The organism is Salinivibrio sp. SS2 (assembly GCF_001722075.1).
Lineage (GTDB): Bacteria > Pseudomonadota > Gammaproteobacteria > Enterobacterales > Vibrionaceae > Salinivibrio > Salinivibrio proteolyticus.
The window spans coordinates 20802-28999 of the sequence record NZ_MEBP01000045.1 but is presented as its reverse complement, the minus strand read 5'-3'; the positions used below and the strand labels follow the sequence as shown (position 1 = coordinate 28999).

General features: G+C 50.8%; 8 protein-coding genes. 2 read left to right on the top strand and 6 right to left on the bottom strand.

What is annotated here, in order from left to right:
* Nucleotides 1–66: 66 nt before the first annotated feature.
* Complete coding sequence (gene tyrA / locus BGK46_RS02495) at nucleotides 67–1200, bottom strand: bifunctional chorismate mutase/prephenate dehydrogenase (RefSeq protein WP_069586891.1); 1134 nt, start codon at nucleotides 1198–1200, stop codon at nucleotides 67–69.
* 3 nt (nucleotides 1201–1203) lie between these two features.
* Nucleotides 1204–2280 (bottom strand): 3-deoxy-7-phosphoheptulonate synthase, encoded by a 1077-nt coding sequence (locus BGK46_RS02490; RefSeq protein ID WP_069586890.1) that lies wholly within the window; start codon nucleotides 2278–2280, stop codon nucleotides 1204–1206.
* 186 nt (nucleotides 2281–2466) lie between these two features.
* Between BGK46_RS02490 and BGK46_RS02485 the strand changes: the two genes are divergently transcribed.
* Both BGK46_RS02485 and btsR read left to right on the top strand, forming a co-directional pair.
* Nucleotides 2467–4164 (top strand): sensor histidine kinase, encoded by a 1698-nt coding sequence (locus BGK46_RS02485; protein ID WP_069586889.1) that lies wholly within the window; start codon nucleotides 2467–2469, stop codon nucleotides 4162–4164.
* On the top strand, nucleotides 4161–4880 hold the full coding sequence (gene btsR / locus BGK46_RS02480) for a two-component system response regulator BtsR (protein WP_069586888.1): 720 nt from the start codon (nucleotides 4161–4163) through the stop codon (nucleotides 4878–4880). The genes BGK46_RS02485 and btsR overlap by 4 nt, the downstream gene beginning before the upstream one ends.
* 20 nt (nucleotides 4881–4900) lie before the next feature.
* On the opposite strand, the gene BGK46_RS02475 is transcribed toward btsR, so the two are convergent.
* The 4 genes from BGK46_RS02475 to trmD form a co-directional block, all read right to left on the bottom strand.
* Nucleotides 4901–5290, bottom strand: a complete 390-nt coding sequence (locus BGK46_RS02475) for a DUF2799 domain-containing protein (protein ID WP_069586887.1) — start codon at nucleotides 5288–5290, stop codon at nucleotides 4901–4903.
* A 101-nt stretch (nucleotides 5291–5391) separates the two neighbouring features.
* Nucleotides 5392–6816: a carbon starvation CstA family protein gene (locus BGK46_RS02470; RefSeq protein WP_069586886.1), complete on the bottom strand. Its 1425-nt coding sequence runs from the start codon at nucleotides 6814–6816 to the stop codon at nucleotides 5392–5394.
* 227 nt (nucleotides 6817–7043) lie between these two features.
* Nucleotides 7044–7397 carry a 50S ribosomal protein L19 gene (rplS, locus tag BGK46_RS02465; RefSeq protein WP_069586885.1) on the bottom strand — a complete coding sequence of 118 codons (354 nt, stop codon included), beginning with the start codon at nucleotides 7395–7397 and terminating at the stop codon, nucleotides 7044–7046.
* Nucleotides 7398–7425: 28 nt separating this feature from the next.
* Entirely contained in the window at nucleotides 7426–8181 is a 756-nt protein-coding gene (trmD, locus tag BGK46_RS02460) for a tRNA (guanosine(37)-N1)-methyltransferase TrmD (RefSeq protein WP_069586884.1), read from the bottom strand.
* Nucleotides 8182–8198: the final 17 nt, after the last annotated feature.

Genomic DNA, 8198 nt, shown 5'->3' with positions numbered 1-8198 from the left:
GTTCGTCAGCAATCTGAAGCCCACGATGTGGGCTTTTTTAATGCTAAGTGGGCTGGTTTACATAAGCTAGGTCGCGGTGCGGTGGGTCGCATCGTTGGCTTGTCGCAACAGGCCTTGGCTTTCTTGTAAAAAGCGCGGCGCGTAATCGCCAAACCAGTTTTCGACTTGGGCAAACGCATCGACAAAGGTGGCTTTGTCGTGCTGTTCAAGCAAATCAATCGCTTCCCCAAAACGCTGGTAAAAGCGCTTAATCATCGCCAAGTTTTGCGGTGAGGACATAATAATATCCGCATACAAGCTTGCATCTTGGGCAAACAGACGCCCCACCATGGCAAGCTCCAAGCGATAAATCGGTGAGCTCAACGCTGTCAGCTGGTCCAAGTTGGGGTTTTCTTCTGCCAGATGGACCCCGTAAACAAACGACGTAAAGTGACGCAGCGCTTGGATCAGCGTCATGCCCTCATCATGCTCAACAGCACTGATCCTGTGTAGTCCCGCCCCCCAAATACGAAATTGCTCGAGCAGCCATTGGTAGGCTTCTGGCTCGCGGCCATCGCAGTAAACAATGACCTGCTTGGCCAGGCTAGCCACATCAGGACCAAACATGGGGTGCAGCCCCACAACGGGGCCTTGATGCGCCGTTAACATGGCTTGTAGCGGGCCAGATTTAACGGAGGTAAGGTCTGCCAAAATACAGTCTTTCGGAAGCTGCTGGAGGGCGCTAATCACGGTTTCGGTGACATCTATCGGCACAGAGACCACCACCATGCCGGCATCTGCGAGCAATGCCTCTGCGTTGTCCCAATCGTTTTTCTCCAACACAGACACTTGATAGCCCGATAAGCGGAATAAGCGTGCGAATAAGCGACCTAACTGCCCTTCTCCGCCAATCACCACGATGCGGCGCAAATCCGGGTTTAGGCATTTAAACCCTGAGTCGTTTTCGCTGCTGTACGACTCGCGCATTGTGCGTCGCAGCACATCTTCAATCAAATCGGGCGGCACCCCTTGCGCTTCGGCTTCTGCTCGTCGAGACGCTAACATGGCCGCTTCACGGTCAGGCGCATAAATGGGCAAGCCATGCTGACTTTTTACCTCTCCCACTTCCGCAACCAGTGCCAGTCGTTTGGCGAGTAGAGTTACCATTTGTTTGTCGACATCATCGATTTGATCGCGCAGTCGGCTTAGTTCCGCCACCATGATTTAGTCCTGTTGAATCCGTTGTTGTAGAGAAGTTGCCAACGCTTGGTGCGTGTGACGCAGCAATTGTTCGGTAGACGCCCAATCAATGCAAGCATCAGTGATCGAGACGCCGTACGCCATCTCTTCTTTGGGCAGATCCGCCGATTGATTTCCCGCATGGATATGGCTTTCTAGCATCAGACCGATAATAGACCGGTTGCCCTGATTGATCTGGTGGATCACATCTTCAGCGACCAAGGTTTGGCGACGGTAATCTTTGCGAGAGTTCGCATGGCTACAATCGACCATCAGCGATGGCGTCAGGTTAGCATCGCGCAGTTGCTGCTCACACTCGGCCACAGAGACTGAATCATAGTTGGTTTGCTTGCCGCCACGTAAAATCACATGGCCATTGGGGTTACCTTGTGTGGTCAATAATGCCACTTGGCCGGCTTGGTTAATCCCCATAAAACGGTGCCCTGAAGCAGCCGCTTTCATCGCATTGGTGGCGGTGGCCAGATTGCCATCCGTACCATTTTTAAAGCCAATCGGCATCGACAGGCCACTCGCCATTTCACGATGGGTTTGTGACTCGGTGGTACGAGCACCGATGGCTGCCCAACTAAACAAATCGCCAATGTATTGTGGACTGATGGGATCGAGCGCTTCGGTGGCCAGCGGCAATCCCATTTCAGCAAGCTCAGTGAGCAGACTGCGTGCTTGCTTTAAGCCAAACTCAACATCAAAGCTGCCATCCAAGTGTGGATCATTGATAAGCCCTTTCCAGCCCACTGTGGTGCGTGGTTTTTCAAAGTAAACCCGCATCACAATAAACAAGTGATCGCTCAGTTCATCCGATAGGGCTTTCAAACGACGGGCATAGTCTTTCGCCGCGTCGACATCATGAATTGAGCAAGGACCACAGACCACGAGCAGGCGGTGATCACGCTTGTTGATAATATCTGCCACGGTTTGACGGGCCTGACTAATCGCCGCACGGGTGCTTTTGGCGATAGGAAATTGATCGCGAAGTTGCTCTGGTGTGAGTAGCACTTGTTCATCGCGAATGTTGATATTGGTTACCGAATCTTGCTGCATGACCTTGCCCTAAAAGATGTTCACTATGTTTTACATAGACAATACCAGCCCATATTTTAAAAGCAATAGTAACTGTATCATTTAAATTACGGTGTAATTTTTAATTTACATACGCATTTTTAATTAGAGTCTTTTATCACCAACAGTTACTATAACGGGGAACTCTAGTTACCCCTTTTTATTGTTATGGCGTTAGTGCTTTCATTGCTGCAGCAGATGAGCGTGTATCTTGTGATCGCGTATTTGCTGAGCAAAACTCCTGTGTTTATGCCGCTGCTCAGTATTTCTGGGCGGCTATCGCACAAGTGTGTCTGCTATGTGCTTTTTTCCGGCTTCTGTATTCTCGGCACCTATTTTGGGTTGCACATCCAAGACGCAATCGCGAATACCCGCGCCATCGGTGCCGTGCTTGGCGGTCTGCTTGGCGGCCCTGTAGTAGGTTTTTTGGTCGGCTTAACGGGCGGACTACATCGCTATAGTTTAGGAGGGTTTACAGATTTAGCCTGCGCGATCTCGACCACAGCAGAAGGCGTGATTGGTGGCTTAATGCACCGCTACTTGGTCTCTCGCAACCAAACCAGCCGTTTGTTTTCCCCTACTGTGGTCCTGAGCGTGACGTTCGTAGCAGAGCTGGTACAAATGGCCATCATTCTCGCCGTCGCCGAACCCTTTAGTCGTGCTTATGAGCTCGTCAGCGCAATTGCTGCGCCCATGGTGATCGCTAACTCAGTCGGTGCCGCGATGTTTATGAGCATTATTGTTGATCGCAAGACGTTGTTTGAACGCTATTCCGCGGCGTTTTCTAGTAAAGCGCTTAAAATTGCTGAACGCTCGGTCGGTATTTTAAGCAGCGGGTTTAATCAACAAAGTAGTGAACAGGTCGCCGCCATTATCCAGCAAGAAACTGGCGTGGGGGCGGTGGCAATCACAGATCGCGAGAAAATCCTCGCCTTTACCGGCATTGGTGATGACCACCACTTACCCGGTACCCCAATTGCGTCCGATTATACCCGACGTGCCATTGCGGATGACCAACTCATCTATATCGACGGCGCGGATACCCCTTATTGCTGCTCACTGTCTCCCCATTGCAAACTGGGCTCTGTGTTGGTGATCCCGCTACGTGGCGGGGATGGCTATGTGCTAGGGACGGTAAAGCTTTATGAGCCAAAACGTAAACTGTTCTCGGCGATCAATGTCACCATGGGAGAAGGGATCGCGCGTTTGCTCTCCAACCAAATTTTAACCGGTCGTTATCAGCGCCAGCAAACCTTGCTGACCCAAGCGGAGTTAAACTTGCTACGCGCCCAAGTGAACCCTCACTTTTTATTTAACGCGTTGAACACCATCAGTGCGGTGGTCAAGCGCGAGCCAGAGCGCGCTCGTCAGTTAATCCAGCACTTATCCACCTTCTTTCGCAGTAACTTAAAACAAAATCGCGAAACCGTCTCGCTTGAGCAAGAGCTGAATCATCTTGATGCCTATCTGGAACTCGAACATGCCCGCTTTGCCGATCGAATGAGTGTTGAAAAGCAGATTGATCCGGCTATCTTGCACGCGGTGATCCCCAGTTTTACCTTACAGCCTTTGGTTGAGAACGCGGTGAAACATGGGATCAGTCAATTAATGGCCGACGGTCAAATCATTATTCGTGGTTGGCAAGAAGGCGAATGCCTGTATTTACAAGTCGAGGACAATGCAGGTCTCTATCAACCAGCGGCACAGCATGCTGGGCTGGGGCTTCGTATTGTCGATAAACGGATACGCGGATTATTCGGCGGACAATACGGGCTTAAAATGACATGCCAGCATGATCACTGGACACGTGCCACCGTGACCTTGCCATTAACCGATACTGCCCCAAACAAGGAGACCATGGCATGATTCGAGCGTTAATCGTGGATGACGAATTGTATGCACGTGAAGCCTTGGAAGATGAGCTACTCGCGCTTGGCGGCGTTGAGGTGGTTGGACAGTGCAACAATGCTATCGACGCACTAAAAACCATTAATCACACCCGCCCCGATGTGGTGTTTTTAGATATTCAAATGCCTCGCGTCACCGGCCTTGAGCTGCTTGCGATGCTTGACCCCGAGACCATGCCCAAAGTGGTGTTTGTCACCGCCTATGATGAGTTTGCCGTACAAGCCTTTGAGGACAACGCATTTGATTATTTGCTCAAGCCCATCGAAACCGCGCGCTTAAAAAAGTCGCTCGACAAACTGTCGCGTGAGTTAAATCGACAAGAGGACTATCAGGCGATCACGCCCGCACTGGAGCTGCTCCCTTGTGCGGGCCATAACCGGATTACCTTAGTGCCTCACCAAGACGTCGAAGTGGCACGCACCTCAGTGACTGGCGTGACACTACTCACCGCCAATGGAGAATCCGTCACCCATTTAAGCTTGAAAGTCTTGGAAGACAAAACGCCCTTAATGCGCTGCCACCGACAATTTTTGGTGCACCCTGCCGCCATTTGGGAGATCCGGCTGTTAGATAATGGGCTCGCGGAGGTGGTGACCGCCTCCGCTCATTCGGTACCGGTAAGCCGACGTTATCTTAAGGCACTGAAAGATAAGCTTGGTCTTACCCATAATTGATGCTGGCACCGGTTTTAGCGCTAGTAAAACTGGCTATTCGCTTGGCTTTGGTAATCGTTATAGCCACGTTGCCACTCCATACGAAAACGCTGTGAGCCGGGTCGGCTTTCGCACACGCCCATATAGGGGTTGCCATCCAACCCGAGTTGATACGCATGTGCAGGATTGCAGTATGCGTCAATGCCATGAATATAGCCTTGCTCGTAGTCGAGGTAATTGGCGGTCATACGGTCGCCCGCTTTGTTCGCCAGTGTGCGTAAGTCGTTTAAGGTTCGCTGTGGTAGCCCGCGCTGGCCATCTTGCTCACCCAGTCCATACCAGTTTTGCTCATCCACTAACGCTTGTGTAGTCGACGCTGCACACCCCGTCATCAGCACAATAGTCAGTAACGAAAAAAGCGCGTGTTTCATGCCACCATCCTTTTGATCAAAAAAGCCCCAGCGAATGCTGAGGCTTTGATCTTAGCGCATTTTATGCGTTATTGCTGTAATACCAATTGGTTAGGATGGCATCATTGCTCGTCAGCAATCAGCTGAGGGTTCGGCTTATAGACCACGAGGAACGCAACACTCGCCACCACCGTTGTTACCAAGCCAATGATGGTTGCTGTGTTCATCGGTAAGCCAAAGCCGATGTCGGCGTTAGCTAAGTAGGTCACGGTGACTGCGGTCATAAACATCGCTGGAATGGTGCAGACCCAGTGCAGCTTATCACGCTTAATTAGGTAGGCTGCCGCGGCCCACAACATGATCATGGCCGTGGTTTGGTTCGCCCAACCAAAGTAGCGCCAAATCACGCCAAACTCGGCCTTGGTGATCAAGTAACCCACCACAAACATAGGAATCGCAATCAGGAGACGTTTCATCAATGGCTTTTGCTGAATATTCAAAAAGTCAGCAATGATCAAACGCGCAGAACGGAACGCGGTATCCCCTGAGGTGATAGGCAATACAATCACACCTAATACCGCCATAATGCCCCCGACGGTGCCCAAGAGCGACGTAGAGACCTCATGCACCACAGCGGCAGGACCGCCATTGGCGAGCGTTTGGTTCAACGCATCCGTGGATTCGTAAAAGCTTAATCCTAAGCTACACCAGATAAGCGCAATCACACCTTCGCCAATCATGGCGCCATAAAAGATAAAGCGACCCGATTTTTCATTCTGCATGCAGCGCGCCATCAATGGCGACTGGGTGGCATGAAAACCTGACACCGCCCCACAGGCAATAGTGATAAAGAGCAGTGGCCACAATGGCAGATCGGTGGGATGGAAGTTAGTGGCAAAATCGAGCCCTTGGCTGTAGAAGCTGTGATCGCTCACGGCCAAGCCAATCATCAAGCCGACCGACATAAAGACCAATAAGGCGCCAAAGAACGGATAGAAGCGGCCAATAATTTTATCGATCGGTACCACAGTCGCGAGGATATAGTAAGCAAAAATGATCGCCACCCATACCGGTACACTCATCGCCGATAAGCTACCTAGCAGCTTGGCAGGGCCCAAGACAAAGACCACGCCCACCAGCATCAAGAGTAACACCGCAAAGAAGTTCATAAAGTGTTTCGCGAAGTTACCTAAGTGCTCGCCGACTACCGCAGGAACCGATGCACCCTTTGCTCGGACACTCAGCATTCCCGAGAAATAGTCATGAACCGCACCGGCAAATATACAGCCAAACACAATCCATAACATGGCCACCGGCCCATACAAGGCACCGAGGATTGGACCAAAAATCGGCCCGAGGCCTGCAATGTTAAGCAGTTGAATAAGATAAACTTTTTTATCAGATAGCGGGACGTAATCCACACCATCATTCATGCTCATGGCGGGTGTCGCTTGTTCGGGCTTAGGACCGAACACCTTGGTAATAAAGGTGCCATAAGTGAAGTAGCCGGCGATCAAAGCCACTACGCAGAGTAGAAACCAGGACATTCTCGTTCTCCGTCTCGATACGCAGCGATGCTGCTAATCAGTGAGTAAGGTACAGATGCCATTTTGCCCTATTGTTTGTCTATGTCTTGCGCTCTTTCAGTGAGTGGCAACATAGCAAGTTAAATGGTCGTGACGGGCATTAAGTGGTTTCGTGACCTGACTGTAAGAGAACAATAAAAAAGCCCGTCCATCGGGACGGGCTTTCTGAGCAATAAACGCCGGAGCGATTACTTCTTGTTAAGACGCTCTTTGATTCGAGCTGACTTACCAGAACGCTCACGCAGGTAGTACAGTTTGGCACGACGTACTGCACCGCGACGTTTAACAGTAATGCTGTCGATAACTGGCGAGTGAGTTTGGAAAGTACGCTCTACACCTTCACCGCTAGACATTTTACGTACGGTGAATGCAGAGTGCAGGCCACGGTTGCGCTTAGCAATTACCACACCTTCGTATGGCTGCAGACGCTCACGGTTACCTTCTTTTACTTTAACCTGTACTAGGACAGTGTCACCTGCTTGAAACTCAGGCAGGTCTTTTTTCATTTGCTCGTCTTCGAGCTGCTTGATGATGTTACTCATTGTCTATAACCCTAGAATAAACTGAAACTCAATTTGATTCGGCACTTGCTCGATGCTCTTTAATGAACTCGGCAAGTAGTGATTCCTGTTCGTCAGTCAGAGCTAGGTTTTCCAGGAGCTCTGGTCGTCGTAGCCAAGTGCGACCTAGCGATTGCTTTAATCGCCAGCGACGAATGTCCTTGTGGTTTCCGGATTTTAGCACCTCTGGTACCGCCAACCCATCTAACAACTCCGGACGCGTGTAGTGTGGACAGTCTAACAACCCGTTGGCAAAGGAGTCTTCCTCTGCTGACGCCATGTCGCCTAAAACGCCCGGTACAAACCGAGCAACAGCGTCTACTAACGTCATCGCGGGCAGCTCGCCCCCACTGAGCACAAAATCTCCCACCGACCATTCTTCATCGACGTGAGTTTGTATAATGCGCTCGTCTACCCCTTCGTACCGGCCACAAATCAAAATAAGTTTTTCATTGCTGGCCAGTGATTCGACCCCCGCTTGGTCGAGCTTACGCCCTTGCGGAGAGAGGTAAACCACTTTCGCGTTATCGCCTGCGGCTTGTTTGGCAGCATGAATGGCATCGCGCAACGGCTGAACCATCATTAACATACCGGGGCCACCGCCGTAAGGTCGATCATCAACCGTACGATGTTTGTCTTGAGTGAAATCACGCGGATTCCACGTTTCGACGTTTAACAGCCCTTTTTTAACCGCTTGGCCCGTGACTCCAAAATCAGTGACGGCTCGGAACATTTCTGGAAAAAGGCTGATAATGCCAACCCACATATTTCCGCTCGCTTACT

Coding starts and splice junctions, on each gene's coding strand:
- btsR (WP_069586888.1), top strand. CDS start 4,161: ATGATTCGAGCGTTAATCGTGGATGACGAATTGTATGCACGTGAAGCC.
- tyrA (WP_069586891.1), bottom strand. CDS start 1,200: ATGGTGGCGGAACTAAGCCGACTGCGCGATCAAATCGATGATGTCGAC.
- trmD (WP_069586884.1), bottom strand. CDS start 8,181: ATGTGGGTTGGCATTATCAGCCTTTTTCCAGAAATGTTCCGAGCCGTC.
- rplS (WP_069586885.1), bottom strand. CDS start 7,397: ATGAGTAACATCATCAAGCAGCTCGAAGACGAGCAAATGAAAAAAGAC.
- BGK46_RS02485 (WP_069586889.1), top strand. CDS start 2,467: ATGGCGTTAGTGCTTTCATTGCTGCAGCAGATGAGCGTGTATCTTGTG.
- BGK46_RS02470 (WP_069586886.1), bottom strand. CDS start 6,816: ATGTCCTGGTTTCTACTCTGCGTAGTGGCTTTGATCGCCGGCTACTTC.
- BGK46_RS02475 (WP_069586887.1), bottom strand. CDS start 5,290: ATGAAACACGCGCTTTTTTCGTTACTGACTATTGTGCTGATGACGGGG.
- BGK46_RS02490 (WP_069586890.1), bottom strand. CDS start 2,280: ATGCAGCAAGATTCGGTAACCAATATCAACATTCGCGATGAACAAGTG.